Here is a 19,864-nt window from a genome sequence, read left to right on the forward strand (position 1 = left end):
CCTTAATTCCGGGGTTCCGTGATCCGGGTGAAGCGCCCTTCCCCGCGCATGACGGCGGCGAAGGCTCCCGGCGCATGAATGTTGAAAACGATGATCGGCAGCTTGTTCTCGCGCGACAGGCTGATCGCAGCGGCATCCATGACGTTGAGGTCGCGCGCCAGAACGTCGAGATAGGTCAGTTCCTCATAACGCACGGCGTTGCTCTCCTTGCGCGGGTCGGCGGAGTACACGCCGTCGACCTGCGTGCCTTTGAGCAGCGCGTCGCAGTTCATTTCCGCGGCGCGCAGCGCCGCCGCCGTATCGGTCGTGAAGAACGGATTACCGGTGCCGGCGGCGAAAATCACCACGCGCCCCTTCTCCATGTGCCGTTCGGCGCGGCGACGGATATAGGGCTCGCAAACCGAGGCCATGGGAATGGCTGATTGCACCCGGGTCGGCACCTCGCGTTTCTCCAGCGCCGACTGCAAGGCCAGCGCGTTCATCACGGTCGCCAGCATGCCCATGTAATCCGCCTGCGCGCGGTCCATGCCGGCCGCCGCTCCTGCGACGCCGCGGAAAATATTTCCGCCGCCGATCACGAGGCAAACCTGGACACCCATCGCCACCACGTCTCTGACATCGTTGGCAATGGCGTTCACGGTGTCGGGGTCCAGCCCATAATTGCCGACTCCCATCAAGGCTTCGCCGGAAACTTTCAGAAGGACGCGCTTATACGGGGGAATCGGCGACATAAAGGGACTCCGTACAGGAAGGGCGGTCCAAGCCAAACGCTTGAACCGCCCCGGCTTAGCATAGCAATCGGTGAGGCTTAAACCCCGGCGGCGGCGGCGACCTCGGCAGCGAAGTCGGTGACTTCCTTTTCGATGCCCTCGCCGAGATGGAACCGCACGAAGCGGGTGATCTTGGCGCCGGCCTTCTCGACCACGGCCTTCACCTTGCTCTCGCCGTCATGCACCCAGACCTGTTCCAGCAGCACGACGTCTTCATAGAACTTCTTCACACGGCCTTCGACCATCTTCTCGATGATGGCTTCGGGCTTGCCGGAGGCGCGGGCCTGCTCGGAGAGCACGTTTTTCTCGCGCTCCAGCGTGGCGGGATCGACCTCGGCGATGGTGAGCGCGTCCGGACGGGTCGCGGCCACATGCATGCCGATCTGCTTGCCCAGCGTCTCGATCGCCTCATCCGCCTTGCCGTCCAGGCCGACGATGACGCCGATCTTGCCCAGGCCCGGCTTCAGCGCGCCATGGATGTAGGCGGCGGCCACGCCACCCGGCACATCGATCACGGCGACACGGCGCACGGTCATGTTCTCGCCGATCGTCGCGACCAGATGCACGATCTCCTCGGCAACGGTACGGCCGGTACCGGGATAAGCAGCGGCCTTCAGGGCCTCCACATCCTCGCCGGTGGTCAGCGCGACGCCCGCGACCGTCTGGACGAAATTCTGGAAAGCCTCGTTGCGGGCGACGAAATCGGTCTCGGCATTGATTTCGACCATCGCCGCCTTGCCGGGCGCCAGCGCGACGCCGACCAGGCCCTCGGAGGCCACGCGGCCGGATTTCTTGGCGGCAGCGGAGAGGCCCTTCTTGCGCAGCCAGTCGATGGCGGCCTGAATGTCGCCATTGCTCTCGGTCAGCGCCTTCTTGCAGTCCATCATGCCGGCGCCGCTCGTCTCGCGCAGATCTTTCACCATTGCGGCAGTAATTTCAGCCATTCTCTTGCTCCTTCAGCTCAGGGCAATGCCGGCCTGACCGGGATTCCGCGAATCCCGACCATACCGGCAATCACAAAACATAGTCAGGCGAAAACCGGCTCACCTTGCGGGAGCCGGCTCGAATTTCAGGCGGCGGTCTCGGCGTCCGATTCCGGCAGCGCCTCGACCATCGGCTCCGCGGCCGCGCCCAGGTCGGCGCCGGAGGCGCCCAGCTCGGCGGAAATGCCGTCCAGCACGGCGCCGGCGACGAGGTCGCAATACAGGGTGATGGCGCGGATCGCGTCATCGTTACCCGGCACCGGATAGGTCACACCGGCCGGGTCGGAGTTGGAGTCGAGCACGGCGATGACCGGAATGCCGAGCTTGTTCGCTTCCTCGACCGCCAGCTTTTCCTTGTTGGTGTCGATGATGAACAGAATGTCCGGCAGGCCGCCCATGTCCTTGATGCCGCCCAGCGCGCGTTCCAGCTTTTCGCGGTCGCGCGTCAGGTTCAGCACTTCTTTCTTTGTCAGGCCCTGAGTCTCGCCGGCGAGCAGCTCATCCATCTGGCGAAGGCGCTTGATCGAGCCGGTGATGGTCTTCCAGTTGGTCAGCATGCCACCAAGCCAGCGGTGGTTGACGTAATACTGGCCGCAGCGCTGGGCGGATTCGGCCACATAGTCAGCAGCGGCGCGCTTGGTGCCGACGAACAGCACGCGGCCACCGGCGGCGGTCACGTCGCGCACGGCCTTGAGGGCGCGCTCGAGCAGCGGCACGGTCTGCTGCAGGTCGATGATGTGCACCTGGTTGCGCACGCCGAACAGATACGGCGCCATGCGCGGGTTCCAGCGGCGGGTATGGTGGCCGAAATGAACGCCCGATTCGAGCAGGTTACGCAGAGAAACGTCAGGGAGTGCCATGAGGCAGTACTTTCCTATAAATCCGGTTGAACCTCCGCAGGGTCAGGGCCGAAGCCACCGGACCGAGGGTTTCCCCAAGGAAAGGCACCCTGCGTGTGAATTTGCCGGCACATGCCGACGCGCGCCCTATCGCAAAGATGACCGGCAAAAGCAAGTTTTCACCCGGTGAATTTTTGCGCAGGGGGGAATTAAGGAAGGAAGGCTACTTTTTGTGAACAAAAAGTAGCAAAAAAACTTTGCTATGCTGGGCCATGGGCTGTGTCGGCGACAACGCCCATGCTCCAGCATAATGAAAGTTTTTGCGCCGCTTTTTTCAAAAAGCGGCTGCTTTCTTTCTTAAAACACATAGCCGATGCCGGCGCCGATCACGGTCGGCGACAAAGCGGTTTTGGCAATGATGGCGCTGTGGTTGATACGCGCCTCGGTGCTCACGAACATCTGCTTGACGTCGAAATTCGCCACCCAGCGCCCCTTCAGCGGCACGTCGAAGCCAGCGTCCAGCGCCGGGCCGACGCCGATATTGTAGCCGACCTTGTCCACCGTCGGCCCGGCGGCATGGCTGTCGTAGAAGAAGATCACGCTCAGGCCGACGCCGGCATAAGGGCGGAACGGGCCGATTTGCGGCATATGATATTGCAGCGTGATGGTTGGCGGCAGGACCCACACGCTGCCGACATCGACCTTGCCCAGCGCCGTGCCGGTCGCCGACACTTCATGCCGCGAGGTGGCGGCAATTGCCTCGACCGACCAATGCGGCGTGAGGAAATAGGAAAGGTCGACTTCCGGGGTCACCTGGTTGGTGGTGCTCACATGACCGCCAATGACCGAAACCGAGGAAGAGAAATTCTCGGGGATCACGCCGATCGCGCGCAGATGGACCAGCACGTCGCCCGCCTGGTAGCCGGTCGGCTCATTGAAATAATTCTGCGCCAAGGCAGGTCTGAATGCCGCGGCAGCCAGCAGGCCGGCCAGCGCCGCTACGGGTAAGCACTTCATCGCCAAGTCTCCCATGCTCGTTACGCGAGCATGGGCCTACGCGCTTGAAGCGAACCCGGCTTTGATTCAAAGCAAATTCAACGGGCTCTCGGGGCGGTTACACCGCCCCGAGAGCGAAAACATCACGACAGCAGCGGGCCCCAGGACGGGTCGGTCGCGTAGGTCGGGGTGTCGACCAGACGTTCATTGAACCCGTCGACGCCGATCGTGACCAGGCGCGAACTGTGGCCGGAGGCGAGCGGCGTCTGGCGATAGAACATCAGCACCCTTCCATTCGGACAGAAAGTTGCGCTTTCGACTAAGAAGCCCTGGCTGAGGACGCGTTCGCCCGAGCCGTCCGGCTGCATCACGCCGATGCCGAAGCCCCCCTGCCCCCAGAACGTATAGGCGATCAAATCGCCGGTCGGCGACCAGGCCGGCTCGGCATATTGGCCGGGACCATAGCTGATGCGCTTGGCGGGACCGCCGTTCGCGCTCATCACGAACAATTGCTGGTCACCGTCGCGGTCGGAATTGAAGACGATCTGCGACCCGTCCGGCGAATAGCACGGGGTGACATTGATCGACGCGGAATCGGTTAGCGGCACCATGCCGCCGCCATCGAGATTGACCCGCACGATCGCCGCCCCGCCATTGCGCGTCACCGACATCAGGAGTGAGTTGCCGTCGGGCGAGAAGCGCGGGCCGATGGTCATGTCGCCGAAGGCGCCGACCGACCGGGTCGCGCCGTTTTGCAGATCGAACAGATAGACCTGCGGGCGGTTGCTCTGGAAGCTTACGAAAGCGAGTTGCTGGCGCGTCGGGTTATATTGCGGCGACAGCGCCATCGACCGGCCATCGGTCAGGAACTGGTTGTTGGCGCCGTCATAATCCATCACCGCCAGGCGGCGGATCGGGCTCGTCACAGGACCGGCTTCGGAAATATAGGCGACCCGTGAATCGAAATAGCCTTTCTCGCCGATCAATTGCTGGTACACCACGTCGCCGATGATGTGCGCGATGCGCCGCCAGTTGCCGGCCGTGGTGGTGTAGGCGGTGCCCTGCAACTGCTGCTGGCTGCCGACATTCCAGAGCCGGACTTCCACCCGCAGCTGGCCACCGCCCTGGTCGGTCACGGAGCCTGTCACCAGCGCCTGAGCGCCGAGAATGTGCCAGTTCTGCCAGACCGGCGTGCCGTTATTCACCGAGTTCGGCACGAAGCTCGCTGGATCGATGGCCCGGAACAAGCCGCTATGGGCAAGATCATTGCTCAATACGCCGGTGATCTGCGCGCCGACTCCGGAACTGTCGGTGAACGGCGCGATGGCGATGGGAATCGGCGCGTTCTGCGCCCCGGACACGCTGATCGCCGGGCCGTTGCCCCCCACTGCCGGCGCGCCACCCGGGGCGGCCTGCGCATGAGCGCGCGAGCTGAACAGCGTCGGCGCCAGCAGCGAGGCGGCACCGGCGCCGATCACGCCGCGACGGGAAAAGGGGGGCATTCTGAAACGCGTCATAAACAGACCTCCTGACAATGGCATTCGCCCGGGCGACACCCGGCATGCGATCGGGATACACGCCCGCTAGAAAATGAGCGGGGACTCTTGCAAGCTTATTCTCATCTACGGTGAAAATTCAAAAGTGAATGTCTGGTTATGACCAAGCATATAGGACGGCAGCGGCAGGGTCGCGCACTGATAATTCTCGACCGCGTCGATGGCGCGCTGCGCATAGGCGGCGAAGAGCGGATCGCTGAGCCGGCCCTGATCCGCTGACGACACGGTCGCTTCCCGGACCGTGCCGGAGGCGTCTGTGGTCACGGTCAGTTGCACCCGGAACCCGGAAACGCCCGGCGCGCCGGCATCGATCGTCCAGCACGGCCGCACATGGTTGCCGATCGCGTCGCGCTGGGCGCCGTTAAGCCCGGAATTCGAAGTGCTTTGATTGCTGCCGCCGCCATTGGGCGCGCCCCCCTGGGCGGGGTTGTAATGCGCGGTGGGCGGCTGGGTTTGTTTCTGCAGCGCCTGCAGCTTCATCAGCGTGTTCAGCACGTTCTGGCTCAGCGGCACCGGCGTCTTCACCACGTGCTGCTGATGCGTCGGGCTCTGCGTCGGCGCCGGCGGTTGCGGCACCGGCGGAAGCGGCAGCTTCGGCTGCACCAACGTACTGGTCTTGGGCTGCGGTGGCTGCGGCGGAGGCGGCGGGGGCGAAGGCAGCGGCACCGGGCTCTCGGTCGGCGGCGGTGGCGGCGGAGCCGGGGCCGGCGGCGTCGGCAAGGGCGGCGCTTCCTTAGGTGCCGGCGGCGGCGGCGGGGGCGGCGGTGGCGGCTGCACGATCGGCGCCGGTTGCGGCTGTTTCACCGCCAGCGGGGCCTTGGTCACGGTGGGCGTGTTGGTGGGCGCCGGCACCTTGCCAGGGGCATTCGCCTCCTGCGACGCCGTGGAGGGGCCGACCAGGTCGACGCTCACCCCCTCATCGTTCGAAGAGTTGAGCTTGAGCGGCGGCAGCGAAAGAATCGCTGCCAGCACGACCGCCAGATGGATGCTGAAAGAGATGAGCGCGCTGCGGCGCATGCCCCGGTCCACGTATCCTGTCCTTTAACCTCTCATCAGAGCGGCACGGCGCGCCGGCCGAGCCGCGCCTGCGCTCATGCCAAATAACGAGCGCATGATGGGCCGAAAGCCATCATGCCTCAGTGAGCCGCGCTCGGCTGCTGGGCCAGAAGCGCAACATGGCTGAAGCCACCCTGGGTGATGGTCGCCATCACCTGCAACATATCGCCATAGCTCACATCCTTGTCGCCGCGCACGAAAATGCGCCGGTCGGGATTGTTTTGCGAGATTTGCTGCAACGTTGCCACCAGGTTGCTCAACTGCACCTGGCTGTTCTGCAGATAGATCTGGTCCTGCGCATTCACAGTGATCGTGATCGGCGTCGAATCGGAATTCACCGGCTTGGCGTTGGCCTGAGGGAGGTTGACGTTGACGCCGGAGGTGATCATCGGCGCCGTCACCATGAACACGATCAACAGCACCAGCATCACGTCGACCAGCGGCGTGACGTTGATCTCGGCCATCGGCCGGTAGCGGCGCCGCCCGTTGCCGTTGCCGGGCCCCATGAGGCCGCCCGCCATTTATTTGCGCTCCTCGGACTGCCGCGACAGGATCGCTGCGAATTCCGCGCCGAAACCTTCCAGCCGCGCGGCGAAGCGCGCCAGATCGTTGCTCAATTTATTGTAGGCCAGCACCGCGGGGATCGCCGCGACCAGGCCGATCGCCGTGGCAAACAGCGCCTCGGCAATGCCGGGGGCGACCACCGCGAGGTCGGTATTGTGCATGGCGGCGATCGCCGAGAAAGAGTGCATGATGCCCCAGACCGTGCCGAACAGGCCGACGAAGGGGGCGGTGGACCCGACCGAGGCGAGGAAGATCATGTAGCGTTCCAGCCGCTCCATTTCCCGCATGATGGTCACGTTCATGGCGCGGTCCACGCGCTCCTTCACCCCGGTGTGGCCGATATCGATGCCGGAGATGCGCACGCTGCGCTTCCACTCGCTCATCGCCGCGCCGAACACGGCGGCGATCGGGTTGGTGGGGTCGGCGCCCTCGCGCTCATACAGCTCGTCCAGGCTGCCGCCGGACCAGAAGGAATCCTCGAACTCCGAGGCTTCGCGGTTCACGCGGCGCAGAGAGAGCACTTTCTCGATGATGATCGCCCAGACCCAGACGCTGGCGAGCAGCAGAATCAACATCACCAGTTTGACGACGATATCGGCTTCCAGGAACAGGCCCCAGAGCGAGAGATTCGCCGAAGGCGCTGCCAGCGCAGCCGAGTTAACCGCTTGATCCACTATGTCTGCCCCTCTTCACTCTTCAACCTGCGTGCCCAATCCGCTGGGATTCTCGCTGGCCGTCCATCCGCCAGGCGCGCGCAGCCCAGCGCAACCTCCAGCACAACCAGCGAGTCGCTGTCTCGCCAGAAATGTTGATTTATTGTCACAGTCGCACCGCCAACCTTGGTGATCTCCGTTTCGATGCGAATCACCTCATCCAGCCGCGCCGGGCGCTGATAATGCAAATTGACGCGATGCACCACAAACATCACGCCATGCTCGGCCACCATCTGCGCATGCGGAACGCCCAGGGCGCGGAGCGCCTCGGCCCTCGCGCGTTCCGCGAAGGCAAGATAATTCGCGTGATACACGATGCCCCCGGCATCCGTATCCTGATAATATACGCGCAATTCGTAGCGATGGATCAAAACTCGTCACCCAACAGGTCGGGTTGCGTGCCACGGGTCTGCGGCGGCTTCAACCCCAGATGCCGCCAACCGGGATCCCCCAGCATGCGGCCGCGGCTGGTGCGGACCAGAAACCCTTCCTGAATCAGATAGGGTTCCACCACATCCTCCAACGTGTCCCGCGCCTCGGCCAGGGCCGCCGCCAGCGTTTCCACGCCCACCGGCCCGCCATTATGATGTTCAGCGAGGCGGCGCAAATAGCGTATGTCCATCGCATCCAGGCCGAGATGATCGACGTCGAGGCGGGTGAGCGCCGCATCCGCCACGTCGCGGTCGATGGTCCGCGCCCCGGCCACGGCGGCGAAATCGCGGATGCGCCGCGTCAGACGCCCGGCGATGCGCGGCGTGCCGCGCGCCCGGCGGGCGATTTCCGTGGCCCCTTCCCGCGTCAGGCCGATCTCCAGCTTCTCCGCCATGCGGCTGACGATGCGGCTCAGCTCCTCAGTGGTGTAAAAGATCAGGCGGAGCGGAATGCCGAAGCGGTCACGCAAGGGGGTGGCCAGCAGGCCCGAGCGCGTGGTGGCGCCGACCAGGGTGAAAGGCGGCAGGTCGATGCGCACGGTGCGCGCGCCGGGCCCCTCGCCGATGATCAGGTCGAGCTGGAAATCCTCCATCGCCGGATAGAGAATTTCCTCGATCGCCGGCTGCAGGCGGTGAATTTCGTCGATGAACAGCACGTCGCGCGGCTGCAGATTGGTGAGAATCGCCGCAAGATCGCCGGATTTCTGGATCACCGGGCCGGACGTGGCGCGAAAGCCGACGCCCAGCTCCCGCGCGACGATCTGCGCCAACGTGGTCTTGCCCAGCCCCGGCGGGCCGTGCAGCAGCACATGGTCCAGCGCCTCGCCGCGGGCCTTCGCCGCCTCGATAAAAATGCGCAAATTCTCCCGGCTCGCCTGCTGCCCCGTGAAATCCTCAAGCGTCTGCGGCCGCAGGGAGGTTTCGGCGAAATCGTCAACGGCGCGCTCGCCGGAAAGGATGCGATCGTCAGTCATGACCTAGGCCCGCTCGCCAGAAACAAGAAAGAGGCCGCTTTTTGAAAAAAGCGGCGCAAAAACTTTTACTATGCTGGGCCATGGGCTGTGTCGATGACACCGCCCATGGCCAGAGTCATAAAGTTTTTTTGCTTCTTTTTGTTCACAAAAAGAAGCGCTTCCTTGCCTTCCCCTCACTTTGCCAATGCCTTCAGCCCGGCGCGGATCAGCACGTCGAGCGTGGCCTCCGTCCCGTGTTCGTCGGCGGCGCGGCCGAGCGCGGCTTCCGCCTCGGCGCGGCGATAACCGAGATTGGTGAGGGCCGAGAGTGCGTCCGCCATCGCCCCCTGGCCCACCGGCGCACTGGCAATCTGGGCTCCGCCGCCGGGCATGGCGCCGGCTTTTTCGCGCAACTCGGTGAGGATGCGGATGGCGAGCTTGGGGCCGACACCTGGCGCGCGGGTGAGTGCTGCCTTGTCCTGCGACGCGATGGCGGCGATCAGCTGATCCGGCGACAGGGCCGAGAGCAGGCCAAGCGCCACTTTCGCGCCAACCCCCTGTACAATGGTGAGCAACCGGAACCATTCACGCTCCGCCGCACTGGCGAACCCGTAGAGCGAAATGGCATCCTCGCGCACCAGGGTCTCGATCAGCAGCGTGGCGGTGGCGGGCGGGTTCGGCAGTTCGCCCAGGGTCCGGCTGGAGCAGAATACGACATAGCCGACGCCGGACACATCGATCAGGCATTTGCCGTCCTCGATCGCGTCCACCGCACCGCGCAGGCGGCCGATCATGCGCCGGCCGTCCAAGCCGCGCGGCTGGCGCGGTGGTGCGCATGGCAGATGGCCACGGCGAGGGCATCGGCCGCATCGGCACGCTTTTGCACGGCGCCTGGCAGCAGGCGGCGGACCATCAGCCCGACCTGCTCCTTGTCGGCCCCGCCGGTGCCGACCACCGCGAGTTTCACGGTTTTCGCGCCATATTCGAACACCGGAATGCCGTGCCGCGCCGGGGCCAGCAGCGCCACGCCGCGCGCATAGCCCAGTTTCAGCGTCGCCGTGGCGTTGCGGTTCACATAGGTTTCCTCCACCGCCGCCTCATCGGGCGCGTAGCGCAGCAATATCTCCGCCAGGGCATCGTCCAGATGTTTCAGGCGCAGCGGCACATCGGAGAGGTCCGCGGTGGAAATCACGCCGTCGGCGACATGGCGCAGCCGATTGCCCGCCGAATCCACGACGCCCCAGCCGGTGAAGCGCAGGCCGGGATCGATGCCGAGCAGCCGCACCGCGCCCGGCGCCGGCGGCGCCGGGCGATCGACGGTCGTGGCAACGGCCCCTGCCCCGCCGGACGGCATCAGGCGGAGAGCTTCTGCATGATGTCTTCCGAGATCTCGAAATTCGCATAGACGTTCTGGACGTCGTCATCATCCTCCAGCACGTCCAGCAGCTTGAGCACAGACGCCGCCTTGTCCTCGTCCAGCGCGACGGTCATGTTCGGGCGCCATTCGATGCGCGCCTCCGCCGGCTGGCCGAATTTCTGCTCCAATGCGTCGCGCACGGCGAAGAACCCCTCGATGCCGACAGTCACTTCGTGCGATTCCGCGTCGCTGGCCACGTCATCGGCCCCGGCCTCGATCGCCGCCTCCAGCATCGCCTCGGCATCGGCCGCGGAGGCGGGGTAGCGCACGGCGCCTAAGCGGTTGAACATGAAGGAAACCGAGTTGGTTTCGCCGAGCGCCCCGCCATATTTGTTGAAGGCGGAGCGAATCACCGAGGCGGTGCGGTTGCGGTTGTCGGTCAACGCCTCGACGATGACGGCAACGCCCGCCGGGCCGTAGCCCTCATAGCGTACCGCCTCGTAATTCTCCCCGCCGGCGGCACCGGTCGCCTTCTTGATCGCCCGCTCGATCGTGTCGCGCGTCATGTTGGCCTTCAGCGCCGCCGCGATGGCCGCACGCAGACGCGGATTGGCCGCAGGGTCCGGCAGGCCCTCGCGGGCGGAAACGGTGATTTCACGGATGATTTTCGCAAAAATGCGCGCGCGCTTCGCGTCCTGCGCGCCCTTGCGATGCATGATGTTCTTAAATTGGGAATGTCCAGCCATTGCCGTCGTTTAGCAGCCTCCTGCGTGCGCCGGAAGCAAGCCCCGGCCGAAATCGCACCGGCCCGCGGAGCCGGTCGCGCCGGGGGCGCCGCGCCTGAAAAAATACATGACAACCAATTGACAGCCCGCGTCGCCCCCCTTATCGGGTCCCTCACCGGGCGCGTAGCTCAGCGGTAGAGCATTCGCTTCACACGCGAAGGGTCACAGGTTCAATCCCTGTCGCGCCCACCAATTCAATCAATAGATTAGCGGCTAAATCAGGTCAGCCTGCCATGCCCCGTTTCTGAAAATGGGGAGCATAGGGGTAGCAAGGGCTACCGGCATCTTTTCAGGCCCCCGGCGCGACGATCACAAGGTTGTGCCATCTGCGCCCTCTGCCGTGAGAACCGCGCCGGCCCACCCTTGAGCCGCTTCGCTTCGGTCTGGATCCAAGCCTAAGAATCCAAAGGCGGGCTGGAATTGCCCTGAACCGTTCGACAATCAAAATATACGATCTGGCGTTGCCAATGGCGGGATCGTTTTGCCGCCCGCCATTTGTTCTCTTTCTGTTCTTTGTAGGACAGCATCGGAAACCGCCGATGCTGATCGATCGTATTCTTTTTTACATTTAATCCATCCGCACAGATTATCTTGTCGAATTAAATTTACTCCTGTTAGAAAATCTATCGTCCAACAAACAGGAGTCAGCTCCGTGCGTTATCCTCTGATCAAGGGGTTGGCTTTAGCCCTATGTCTTGCGGCTCTACCACTGGCCGCATACAGCCAAGGGACAATACTTGTTATGGGGGCCGGGCTTAGCAGTTGTGGAACCTGGATCCACGACCGTGCCCAGGGGGAAAGCAGTTTTTCTGCGCAGGAAGACGAAGAGTTTGTTTCCGGCTTTGTCACCGGAGAAGAGGTTCTGTTAGCAAACTCTAAAGGAGTTCCTTATTCCATCAACACAGATAGTGCCGGTGTTTTTGACTGGGTTGATAATTATTGTAGGGCCAATTCTGCAGGCAGCCTGTATGGCGCTGCCTTAGCGTTCGTATCTGATTCGGGTGTCGTCGTGCCGAAAACACCGGTGCCCTAGCCAAGGCTGGCGACCGCCGTTTGTCTTCGCAAAATGAAACGGCGCCCAAAAGGCGCCGTTTCAAATTCCGGGGTCTGGGGCGGAAGGGCCCAAGGTTCCATCGATGTGACAACATCGATGGAAAGGCCCTGGAGGGCTTACGGCCCCAGCGGGTGCAGGGCAGAGCCCTGCCCTTACTTTCCGTGTATTAAGCCGCCTTGGCCATGCCGCGCAGCACGTACTGCAGGATGCCGCCGTGGCGGTAGTAATTCACCTCGTCGGCGGTATCGACGCGGCAGAGCACGTCCACCGTGTCGGTGGTGCCGTTGGCGCGCTTGATCACCAGCTTCATGTCCATGCGCGGCGCGAGGTTTTCCAGGCCGAGAATGTCGATCATCTCGTCGCCCTTCAGGCCGAGGGTCTTGCGGTCCATGCCTTCCTTGAAGGTGAGCGGAAGCACGCCCATGCCGACCAGGTTGGAGCGATGGATGCGCTCGAAGCTCTCGGTGATGACCGCCTTCACGCCCAGCAGATACGTGCCCTTGGCCGCCCAGTCACGGGAGGAGCCGGTGCCGTATTCCTTGCCGCCGAACACGACCAGCGGCACGCCTTCCTTCTTGTAGCGCATCGCCGCGTCGTAGATCGAAAGCTGGTCGCCGGACGGGAAATGCCTGGTGAGGCCGCCTTCCACACCGCTCAGCATCTCGTTCTTGATGCGGATGTTGGCGAACGTGCCGCGCACCATCACGTCGTCATTGCCGCGGCGGGCGCCGTAGGAGTTGAAATCCTTCTGCAGCACCTGGTGCTGGCTGAGGAATTCGCCCGCCGGGCCGGACTTCTTGATGTTGCCGGCCGGAGAGATGTGGTCGGTGGTGATGGAGTCACCCAGCAGCGCCAGGATGCGCGCGCCCTTGATGTCAGCGACCGGCTTCGGCTCCATGGTCATGCCTTCGAAATAAGGCGGGTTCTTCACGTAGGTGGAGCCAGCGGGCCAGGTGTAGCGGTCGGTGCCGCCGGTGACCTGGATCGCCTGCCACTGCTTCGGCCCCTTGAACACGTCGCCATAGCGATCGAGGAACATCTCGCGGGTGACCACGGAGCCGACGATGTCGCCGATCTCCTTGTTGGTCGGCCAGATATCCTTGAGATAAACCGGCTTGCCGTCCTTCGACGTGCCGATCACGGCGGTGGTGATGTCTTCGCGCATATTGCCGAGCAGCGAATAGGCGACCACCAGCGGCGGGCTGGCGAGGTAGTTGGCGCGCACGTTCGGATGCACGCGGCCTTCGAAGTTGCGGTTGCCGGAGAGCACCGACACGGCGACCAGCTTGTTGGTCTCGATCGTCTCGGCGATGGCATCGTCCAGCGGGCCGGAATTGCCGATGCAGGTGGTGCAGCCATAGCCGACCGTCTGGAAGCCGAGGGCGTTCAGATCCGCCGACAGCTTGGACTTGTCCAGATACTCGGTGACGACCTGCGAACCGGGGGCCAGTGAGGTCTTCACCCAAGGCTTCGGCGTCAGGCCGAGGGCGTGGGCCTTGCGGGCGACCAGGCCGGCGGCGACCAGCACATAGGGGTTTGAGGTGTTGGTGCAGGAGGTGATGGCGGCGATGACGACGTCGCCATGGCCGATCTCGTAATCCTTGCCCGCCACTTTGGCCTTGGTGCCGGCGTCAGAAGCCGGCACGCCCAGCCCCTTGGTGAGCTCGGCATTGAAGGCGCCGGCGGCGTCCTTCAGCAGCACGCGGTCCTGCGGGCGCTTCGGACCGGCGAGCGAAGGCTGCACGGTGGAGAGATCAAGTTCCAGCGTGTCGGTGAACGCCGTATCGGCGTCCGTGCCCCACAGGCCCTGCGCCTTGGCATAGGCCTCGACCAGCTTGATGCGCGATTCGTCGCGGCCGGACAGGCGCAGATAATCCAGCGTGACGTTGTCGACCGGGAAGAAGCCGCAGGTGGCGCCGTATTCCGGGGCCATGTTGGCGATGGTGGCACGGTCGGCCAGCGCCATCTCGGCGAGGCCGGAGCCGTAGAATTCGACGAACTTGCCCACAACCTTCTTGGCGCGCAGCATCTGCGTGACGGTGAGCACGAGGTCGGTGGCGGTCGCACCTTCCGGCAGCTTGCCGGTGAGCTTGAACCCGATCACGTCGGGGATGAGCATGGCGATCGGCTGGCCGAGCATGGCGGCCTCTGCCTCGATGCCGCCGACGCCCCAGCCCAGCACGCCCAGGCCGTTCACCATGGTGGTGTGGCTGTCAGTGCCGTACAGCGTGTCGGGATACACGTAAGTGGCGCCGCCATTCCCCGAGGTCCAGGCGACCTGGGCGAGATATTCCAGGTTCACCTGGTGGCAGATGCCGGTATCGGGCGGAACGACGCGGAAATTGTCGAAGGCTTCCTGGCCCCAGCGCAGGAAGCGATAGCGCTCGCCATTGCGGTCGAACTCCATCTCGATGTTCTTCTCGAGCGCGCTCGACGTGCCGAAATAATCGACCATCACGGAATGGTCGATGACCAGGTCGACCGGAACCAGCGGGTTCACCTTCTCGGGCTTGCCGCCCAATTGCACGATGCCGTCGCGCATCGCGGCCAGGTCCACCACGCCGGGGACGCCGGTGAAGTCCTGCATCAGAATGCGCGCGGGCCTGAACGGCACTTCCTTAGTGGACGAAGCTTTTTCCAGCCAGCCGGCGATGGCCTTGGCGTCCTCAACCTTGTAGCTGCTGCCATTTTCAAAGCGCAGCACGTTTTCCAGGAGGACTTTCAGGGTTTTCGGCAGCTTGGAAATGTCACCCAGGGTCTTGGCAGCTTCGGCGAGCGAGTAATATTTATACTCTTTGCCGTCCACCGACAGGGACTTCAGCGTTTTCAGACTATCTTGGCCAACGGCTGTCATGTTGGAACCCTTTCTTTTGGACCGCTTGTGATTTGCGACGGGTTAAACCATAGCCATAAGGCCCCGTCTATTCAGTCATAGGATACCAAAACACTGTTCACGGCGTCCAAACTGTCGGTCTTCAGGGGAGACAGGCTGGTCTTTTCCGACATCAGCTTTACCCTTCGCCCGAGCGAAATTCTGATTCTTCGAGGCGCCAACGGGGCCGGAAAGTCTTCGCTGCTGCGCGCCCTCGCCGGCCTCACGCCGCTGGCCGCAGGGACGCTGCGCTGGGGCGACGAGGATGCGCTAGAAGATCTACCCAGCCATGCAAAACGGATTGGCTGGCTGGGCCACCTGGATGCCGTGAAACCGGCGCTCACCGCCGGCGAGCATGTGCCGCTTCGCGCGCTCGAAGCGGTGGGACTCGGGGCCTATGCCGAGATTTCGGCACGGCTGCTTTCGGCGGGGCAAAAGCGGCGGCTGGCGATCGCCCGCGTGGTGGCGGCGGACAAACCGCTTTGGCTGCTGGACGAGCCGACCACGGGCCTGGATGCGCGCTCCGTCGCGCAGTTCTGCGGCCTGTGCGAGACGCACCGCGCCCAAGGCGGGATGATCGTCGCGAGCACGCATATGAAGCTCGATTTGCAGGACCCGGCGGTGTTGGATTTATGAGAGCCCTGATTCTGAGAGAGCTGACGCTCGCGCTGCGCCACGCCGCCGACACTGCGGCGGCACTGCTGTTTTTCGTGATCGCGGGGACTTTGTTCGCCTTCTCCGTGGGGCCGGACCCGGCGGTGTTGGTGGCGATCGCCGCCGGGGTGGTGTGGGTCTGCGCCCTGCTAGCCGCCCTGCTGCCGCTGGACCGGCTGTTCGGCGCGGATTTCGAGGACGGCACGCTGGACCTGCTGCTGCTCTCCGGCTTGCCGGCCTCTGCGGTGGCCGCCGCCAAGGCGGTTGTGCACTGGCTGACCACCGGCCTGCCGCTGCTGCTGATCGCCGGGCCGCTGGCAGTGATGCTGCGCCTGCCGGCGGGACATATCCCACTTTTGTTACTTACGCTGCTGCCCGGCACGATGCTGCTCTCGCTGCTCGGCACGCTGGCGGCTTCGGTGACGCTGGGCGCGCGCCGCGCCGCGGCGCTGATGCCGCTGATCACTTTGCCGCTGATGATCCCGACGCTGATCTTCGGCACCGCCGCCGTGACCTCGCCGCACCCGGCGGCACCTCTTTATATGTTGGCGGCAATGCTCATCCTGGCGCTGCCGCTGGCGCCCCTGGGCGCCGGCGCAGCGCTGCGGGCGGCGGCAGAGTAAGAAAGAAAGCAGCCGCTTTTTGAAAAAAGCGGCGCAAAAACTTTCTTGAAACTGGGCCTGAGACGTTGAAACGGCACGGGCCCAAAGTAAACAAAGTTTTTTTGCTACTTTTTGTTCACAAAAAGTAGCACTTCCTTACTTTTGCTTGCCTTGCCTAAACGTGAAAACTCTCGCCGCAGCCACAGCGGCCCTTTTCGTTCGGGTTTTCGAAGGTGAAACCCGAGGTGAGCTTATCGGTCTTGTAGTCCATGGTCGTGCCGATCAGGAACAACGAGGCCTTGCGGTCGACCAGAACGGTCAGGCCGTGGCTTTTCACCGTTTCATCCTGCGGGCCGGCTTCCGCGACCCAGTTCATGTCGTAGGACATGCCCGAGCAGCCTTTGGTCGAAACCGAGATGCGCAGCAGCTTGCCGGCTTCACCGCCTTCATAGAGGCTGCGCAGGCGGTCGGCCGCGGCTTCCGTCAGCTGCATCAGCGGCGGCAATTCGCGGCGGGGTTTGGCGGTCATCGGGGTCGTGCTTGTGCTCATTTCAGCTATCCTGAAACATGTTCAGCGCGAGGCGCGCCTCTTCGCTCATGCGAGTCGGGTCCCATGGCGGGTCCCAGACCGTGTCAACGGTGACGGTTCCGACACCATTCAGGGCGGCGATGGCGGAACGCACCATCTCCGGCAGTTCCTGCGCCGAGGGACAGGCCGGCGCCGTGAGGGTCATCTCCACCTTCACGTCGCCGCTTTCGGCGATCTCGATCGCGTAGATCAGACCCAGCTCGAAAATATTCACCGGGATTTCCGGGTCATACACCGTGCAGATCGCGTTGATCACAGCCTCTTCGGTCACCGCAGGCTGGGTTTCGCCTTCCGGTGTCCAGGTCGTGGTCGGGACCAGTTTCTGGTCATCCATTTGTTGGCTGCTCCTCCTTCACGGCATCGGCCAAAGCCGACCAGGGCAATGTCGCGCAGCGTATGCGCGAGCGATATTCTGACACGCCGGAAAGCGCGTTCAAGTCTCCCAGGGTCGGGTCGGCCTTGCCGGTTTTGACCATCTCTTCAAACGCGGCGCGCATCCGCTCGATTTCCGCCGCACTTTTGTTCGCCACCGCTTCGGCCATCAGGTCCGCGCTCGCGGTCATGATGGCGCAACCGCGCGATTCATGCAGCACTTTCGTGCCATCCCGCTGCAAAAAAAGATGGATGCGGTCCCCGCACATCGGGTTGTCGCCCGTGGCCTCCGCATCGAACGTCTCGAGCCGCCCGGCAAAGCGCGGCTTGCGCGCGCGGTCCATGATCAGGCTCTGATAAAGTTCGGCGAGGTCCGTCATCCGCCAAATACCTGTTTGATGCGGTTGAGCCCGGCCGCCAGCGCGTCGATCTCCTCGGGCAGCGTGTACAATCCGAAGGACGCGCGCGCGGTGCTGCTGACGCCCAGGCGGCCCATCAGCGGCTCGGCGCAATGGTGTCCGGCGCGCACGGCGATGCCCTGGCGGTCCAGCAGCGTGGCAATGTCGTGCGCATGCGCCTGGGCCATGGTGAAGGAGATCACGCCGCCCCGGTCCTGCGCCTGGCCGAGAATTTTCAAGCCCTCGATGTCCGACAGCACCGCCAGCGCGTGATCGGTGAGGCGGCGCTCATGTTCGGAGATGGCATCGAACCCGATCGCCTGCACATAATCGATCGCAGCACCCAGGCCGATGGTCTCGATGATCGCCGGCGTGCCGGCCTCGAACCGCGCGGGCGGCCTCGCCCACGTCGAACTCGCGTAGGAGACGCTGGAAATCATGTCGCCACCGGCCAGGAAAGGCGGCATCGCCTCCAGCAGCTCGGCCTTGGCGTAGAGCACGCCGATGCCTGTGGGGCCGTAAAGCTTATGCCCGGAGAACACGTAGAAATCCGCGTCGATGGCCTGCACGTCGATGCGGCGATGCACCACCGCCTGCGCGCCGTCGAGCAGGATTTTGGCGCCGCGTTCATGGGCGAACGCCGCGAGCCGTCCGGCCGGCGTGTAGCTGCCGAGCACGTTCGACATCTGCGTGATCGCCAGCAACTTCACTTTGCCGTCGGCGAATTGCTCTTCCAGAGACGCGAAATCCAGCTCGCCGTCATCGGTGATTTTCGCGACGCGCAACTCCACGCCATGCTGGTCCCGCAGGATCTGCCACGGCACCAGATTGGCATGGTGTTCCATCTCGGAGATCACGATCGCATCGCCCGGCCGCAAGGCGCTGCGGCCATAGCTGTAGGCGACGAGATTGATCGCCTCCGTGGCGTTGCGCGTGAAGACGATTTCGTCCCGCGAGGCGGCGTTGAGCAAAGCAGCGACCTTGTCGCGCACCGCCTCATAGGCGTCGGAGGTTTTCTCCGACATGAAGTGAAGACCGCGATGCACGTTGGCGTATTGCGCTTCCATCACATGCGTCATGGCGTCGATCACCGCGCGCGGCTTTTGCGCCGAGGCGGCCGAGTCCAGAAACACCAGTTTCTTGCCATGGACCTGCGCGTCGAGGATCGGAAAATCCTTGCGGATTTTCGCGATGTCGAAGGGCATGGATTTCAGCGCAGCGCTCATACGGTCCACCATTCATCAATCGCGGCCTCGAACATCGCCAGCGCCACGTCATGCGTGACCGGCTCGAGCGCTTCGGTCAGGAAGGCACGGATCAGCATCGAACGCGCTTCCGCTTCATCGATGCCGCGCGAACGCAGATAGAAAATCTGCTCCGGATCGAGCGCGCCGATGGTCGCGCCGTGGCTGCATTTCACGTCGTCGGCGAAAATCTGCAGCTCCGGCTTGATGTCCATTTCCGCCGTGGGCGAGAGCAGCAGCGCCTGGTTCATCTGGTAGCCGTCGGTCTTCTGCGCCACCCGGTCCACTTCGATGCGGCCCTGGAAGACGCCGCGCGCGGACCCGTCGAGCACCGATTTGACGGTCTGGCGGGAGGTGCAGTTGGGCGCCCTGTGCTGCACCACAGACGTGAAATCGCCGTGCTGGGTGCCGCGCAGCAGCTGCGCCGCGTTGAGATGCGTATGCGCCTGAACCCCGGTCAAGGTGGCGTGGAATTCCGCGCGCGAGATTTTCGCGCCGATCACCGCGGTGAACGCCTCATAAGCGCCGTTCCCGGCGATCTCGGCGCGCATGGTGGCGAGGTGGAAGGCCTCGGTGCCCTCCGCCTGCAAGCGGAAATGCGCGAGCGTGGCGCCCTCGCCCACGACGATGTCGGTGACCGGATTGTGCCAGTACACGCCCTCGCCTTTGTTGATCTCGATGATCGTGAGCCTGGCCCCGGCACCGAGCGTGATGCGGTGACGCGGATGGAACGCGAAAGGCTGCGCGCCGGACGCGTAGGACACCAGGACGACCGCGCCGGCATCAACCCCGGCCGGCACCGTCAGCGTAACGCCGTCCGTCGCATGCGCCGCATTGATCTGCGGCAGCGGCAAGGCCGACTCCTCCGCGAAGGCGGCGAAAGGCTGCATGTAGGGAAAACTGGAGGAATGCGCCGCGCTGAACGCGCCGTTCAGAAACACCAGGCGCGGCAGGCCGAGCTCCGGCAGTGCCGCCACACCGGCGAACGGCACGGCAGGCGCGAAGGAAATGGCCGAAAGCGGCCGCAGATCGGTATAGCGGAACGCCTCCAGCTTACGGGTCGGAAGGGCGGTCAT

The 19,864-nt window shown here is 63.9% G+C and carries 22 protein-coding genes and 1 tRNA gene; 4 read left to right on the top strand and 19 right to left on the bottom strand.

Annotated features, from left to right (window positions below; translation table 11 throughout):
* Positions 1–2: 2 nt before the first annotated feature.
* From pyrH to VNC39_RS00235, 13 genes are all read right to left on the bottom strand, one after another.
* On the bottom strand, positions 3–731 hold the full coding sequence (gene pyrH / locus VNC39_RS00175; protein ID WP_325394969.1) for a UMP kinase: 729 nt from the start codon (positions 729–731) through the stop codon (positions 3–5).
* A gap of 77 nt (positions 732–808) precedes the next feature.
* On the bottom strand, positions 809–1,714 hold the full coding sequence (tsf, locus tag VNC39_RS00180) for a translation elongation factor Ts (protein WP_325394971.1): 906 nt from the start codon (positions 1,712–1,714) through the stop codon (positions 809–811).
* A 125-nt stretch (positions 1,715–1,839) separates the two neighbouring features.
* Entirely contained in the window at positions 1,840–2,613 is a 774-nt protein-coding gene (gene rpsB, locus VNC39_RS00185; protein ID WP_325394973.1) for a 30S ribosomal protein S2, read from the bottom strand.
* Between the two features lie 336 nt (positions 2,614–2,949).
* Positions 2,950–3,609 carry an OmpW/AlkL family protein gene (locus tag VNC39_RS00190; protein ID WP_325394975.1) on the bottom strand — a complete coding sequence of 220 codons (660 nt, stop codon included), beginning with the start codon at positions 3,607–3,609 and terminating at the stop codon, positions 2,950–2,952.
* 122 nt (positions 3,610–3,731) lie between these two features.
* Positions 3,732–5,105, bottom strand: a complete 1,374-nt coding sequence (gene tolB / locus VNC39_RS00195; RefSeq protein ID WP_325394977.1) for a Tol-Pal system beta propeller repeat protein TolB — start codon at positions 5,103–5,105, stop codon at positions 3,732–3,734.
* A gap of 105 nt (positions 5,106–5,210) precedes the next feature.
* Positions 5,211–6,173 carry a cell envelope integrity protein TolA gene (locus tag VNC39_RS00200; protein WP_325394979.1) on the bottom strand — a complete coding sequence of 321 codons (963 nt, stop codon included), beginning with the start codon at positions 6,171–6,173 and terminating at the stop codon, positions 5,211–5,213.
* Between the two features lie 107 nt (positions 6,174–6,280).
* Entirely contained in the window at positions 6,281–6,721 is a 441-nt protein-coding gene (tolR, locus tag VNC39_RS00205; protein ID WP_325394981.1) for a protein TolR, read from the bottom strand.
* Complete coding sequence (gene tolQ, locus VNC39_RS00210) at positions 6,722–7,438, bottom strand: protein TolQ (protein ID WP_325394983.1); 717 nt, start codon at positions 7,436–7,438, stop codon at positions 6,722–6,724. It abuts the gene before it with no gap.
* Complete coding sequence (gene ybgC, locus VNC39_RS00215; protein WP_325394985.1) at positions 7,438–7,848, bottom strand: tol-pal system-associated acyl-CoA thioesterase; 411 nt, start codon at positions 7,846–7,848, stop codon at positions 7,438–7,440. The genes tolQ and ybgC overlap by 1 nt, the downstream gene beginning before the upstream one ends.
* A complete protein-coding gene (gene ruvB / locus VNC39_RS00220; RefSeq protein WP_325394987.1) occupies positions 7,845–8,882 on the bottom strand; it encodes a Holliday junction branch migration DNA helicase RuvB in 1,038 nt (345 codons plus the stop codon). Before ruvB ends, ybgC begins: the two co-directional genes overlap by 4 nt.
* A 173-nt stretch (positions 8,883–9,055) precedes the next feature.
* Positions 9,056–9,655 carry a Holliday junction branch migration protein RuvA gene (ruvA, locus tag VNC39_RS00225; protein ID WP_325394989.1) on the bottom strand — a complete coding sequence of 200 codons (600 nt, stop codon included), beginning with the start codon at positions 9,653–9,655 and terminating at the stop codon, positions 9,056–9,058.
* Positions 9,652–10,215 (bottom strand): crossover junction endodeoxyribonuclease RuvC, encoded by a 564-nt coding sequence (ruvC, locus tag VNC39_RS00230; RefSeq protein ID WP_325394991.1) that lies wholly within the window; start codon positions 10,213–10,215, stop codon positions 9,652–9,654. The genes ruvA and ruvC overlap by 4 nt, the downstream gene beginning before the upstream one ends.
* The gene (locus VNC39_RS00235; RefSeq protein WP_325394993.1) at positions 10,215–10,964 is read right to left on the bottom strand and encodes a YebC/PmpR family DNA-binding transcriptional regulator; all 750 of its coding nucleotides are present in this window, start codon (positions 10,962–10,964) and stop codon (positions 10,215–10,217) included. The genes ruvC and VNC39_RS00235 overlap by 1 nt, the downstream gene beginning before the upstream one ends.
* 156 nt (positions 10,965–11,120) lie before the next feature.
* On the opposite strand from VNC39_RS00235, the gene VNC39_RS00240 reads away from it, so the two are divergent.
* Both VNC39_RS00240 and VNC39_RS00245 read left to right on the top strand, forming a co-directional pair.
* Positions 11,121–11,195 (top strand) — tRNA-Val (locus VNC39_RS00240).
* Between the two features lie 460 nt (positions 11,196–11,655).
* Positions 11,656–12,036, top strand: a complete 381-nt coding sequence (locus VNC39_RS00245) for a hypothetical protein (protein WP_325394995.1) — start codon at positions 11,656–11,658, stop codon at positions 12,034–12,036.
* A 187-nt stretch (positions 12,037–12,223) separates the two neighbouring features.
* On the opposite strand, the gene acnA is transcribed toward VNC39_RS00245, so the two are convergent.
* Positions 12,224–14,911, bottom strand: a complete 2,688-nt coding sequence (acnA, locus tag VNC39_RS00250) for an aconitate hydratase AcnA (RefSeq protein ID WP_325394996.1) — start codon at positions 14,909–14,911, stop codon at positions 12,224–12,226.
* Between the two features lie 150 nt (positions 14,912–15,061).
* Here acnA and ccmA point away from each other — a divergent pair, with 150 nt between their 5' ends.
* A complete protein-coding gene (ccmA, locus tag VNC39_RS00255; RefSeq protein ID WP_408839925.1) occupies positions 15,062–15,565 on the top strand; it encodes a heme ABC exporter ATP-binding protein CcmA in 504 nt (167 codons plus the stop codon).
* Positions 15,562–16,206, top strand: a complete 645-nt coding sequence (ccmB, locus tag VNC39_RS00260) for a heme exporter protein CcmB (protein WP_325394998.1) — start codon at positions 15,562–15,564, stop codon at positions 16,204–16,206. The genes ccmA and ccmB overlap by 4 nt, the downstream gene beginning before the upstream one ends.
* 154 nt (positions 16,207–16,360) lie before the next feature.
* Here ccmB and VNC39_RS00265 read toward each other — a convergent pair whose 3' ends face one another.
* From VNC39_RS00265 to sufD, 5 genes are read right to left on the bottom strand one after another with little or no spacing between them, the layout of a single operon-like run.
* Positions 16,361–16,735, bottom strand: a complete 375-nt coding sequence (locus tag VNC39_RS00265; RefSeq protein WP_325395000.1) for a HesB/IscA family protein — start codon at positions 16,733–16,735, stop codon at positions 16,361–16,363.
* A 1-nt stretch (position 16,736) separates the two neighbouring features.
* Complete coding sequence (locus tag VNC39_RS00270; RefSeq protein ID WP_325395002.1) at positions 16,737–17,108, bottom strand: SUF system Fe-S cluster assembly protein; 372 nt, start codon at positions 17,106–17,108, stop codon at positions 16,737–16,739.
* Positions 17,101–17,526 (bottom strand): Fe-S cluster assembly sulfur transfer protein SufU, encoded by a 426-nt coding sequence (gene sufU / locus VNC39_RS00275; RefSeq protein ID WP_325395004.1) that lies wholly within the window; start codon positions 17,524–17,526, stop codon positions 17,101–17,103. The genes VNC39_RS00270 and sufU overlap by 8 nt, the downstream gene beginning before the upstream one ends.
* Positions 17,523–18,770: an aminotransferase class V-fold PLP-dependent enzyme gene (locus VNC39_RS00280; RefSeq protein ID WP_325395006.1), complete on the bottom strand. Its 1,248-nt coding sequence runs from the start codon at positions 18,768–18,770 to the stop codon at positions 17,523–17,525. The genes sufU and VNC39_RS00280 overlap by 4 nt, the downstream gene beginning before the upstream one ends.
* Positions 18,767–19,864, bottom strand: coding sequence for a Fe-S cluster assembly protein SufD (gene sufD, locus VNC39_RS00285; protein WP_325395008.1), 1,098 nt, complete (start codon positions 19,862–19,864; stop codon positions 18,767–18,769). Before sufD ends, VNC39_RS00280 begins: the two co-directional genes overlap by 4 nt.

Source organism: Acidocella sp. (assembly GCF_035535915.1).
Lineage (GTDB): Bacteria > Pseudomonadota > Alphaproteobacteria > Acetobacterales > Acetobacteraceae > Acidocella.